The 830-nt window shown below is 71.3% G+C and carries 1 protein-coding gene; it reads left to right on the top strand.

Annotation, left to right across the window (positions count from 1 at the left end; all coding sequences use genetic code 11):
- A partial coding sequence (locus tag EIZ44_RS44445) for an IS110 family RNA-guided transposase (RefSeq protein ID WP_134734619.1) occupies window positions 1-830 on the top strand: 830 nt, incomplete at both ends.

The following is an 830-nucleotide window of genomic DNA, read 5'->3' on the forward strand; positions in this document are numbered from 1 at the left end:
CAGCTGCGCCCCGGCGACGAGATCGCCGTCGATGTGCGCACGCTGACCACACGACGAGCCGACGTGGTGGCCGACCGGACCCGGCAGATCAACCGGCTGCACGCGCAGCTGCTGGAGATCTTCCCCGCTCTGGAACGGGCGCTCGATCTGACCAATCAGGGTCCGGTCGTGCTGCTCACCGGTTTCCAGACCCCGGACGCGATCCGCCGGGCGGGCCGGGACCGGATCGAAACCTGGCTGGCCACAAGGAAAGTCCGCAACGCCGCCGCCCTTGCCCAGACCGCGGTCGAGGCGGCCGCGGCCCAGAACATCAGCCTGCCCGGCGAGAAGCTGGCGGCCGCAATGGTCGTCCGCCTGGCGAAGGGGGTGACAGCCCTCGACGAGGAGATCCGCGAGCTCGACGCCCTCATCGAGGAACGGTTTCGCCAGCACCGCCACGCCGAGGTGATCCTCAGTCTGCCCGGCCTGGGCGTCCGGCTCGGCGCAGACATCATCGCCGCCACCGGCGGCGACCTGGCCGCGTTCGGCAGCGCCGACCGCCTGGCCGGTTTCGCCGGCCTCGCACCCGCGCCCCGCGACTCCGGCCGGATCAGTGGCAACCTCCGCCGCCCCAGACGGTTCAACCGCACGCTCCTGCGCGCGTTCTACCTGTCCGCGCTGGCCAGCCTGAGAGCCTGCCCAGCCTCGCGCACCTACTACCGGCGCAAGCGACACGAGGGCAAGAACCACAAACAGGCACTGCTGTCCCTCGCCCGCCGCCGGGTCAACGTCCTCTGGGCCATGATCCGCGACGGAGCGCATTACCAAGCCACACCCGTCACCGCGGCGGC

It is taken from the genome of Amycolatopsis nivea (assembly GCF_004522235.1).
GTDB classification, from domain to species: domain Bacteria; phylum Actinomycetota; class Actinomycetes; order Mycobacteriales; family Pseudonocardiaceae; genus Amycolatopsis; species Amycolatopsis nivea.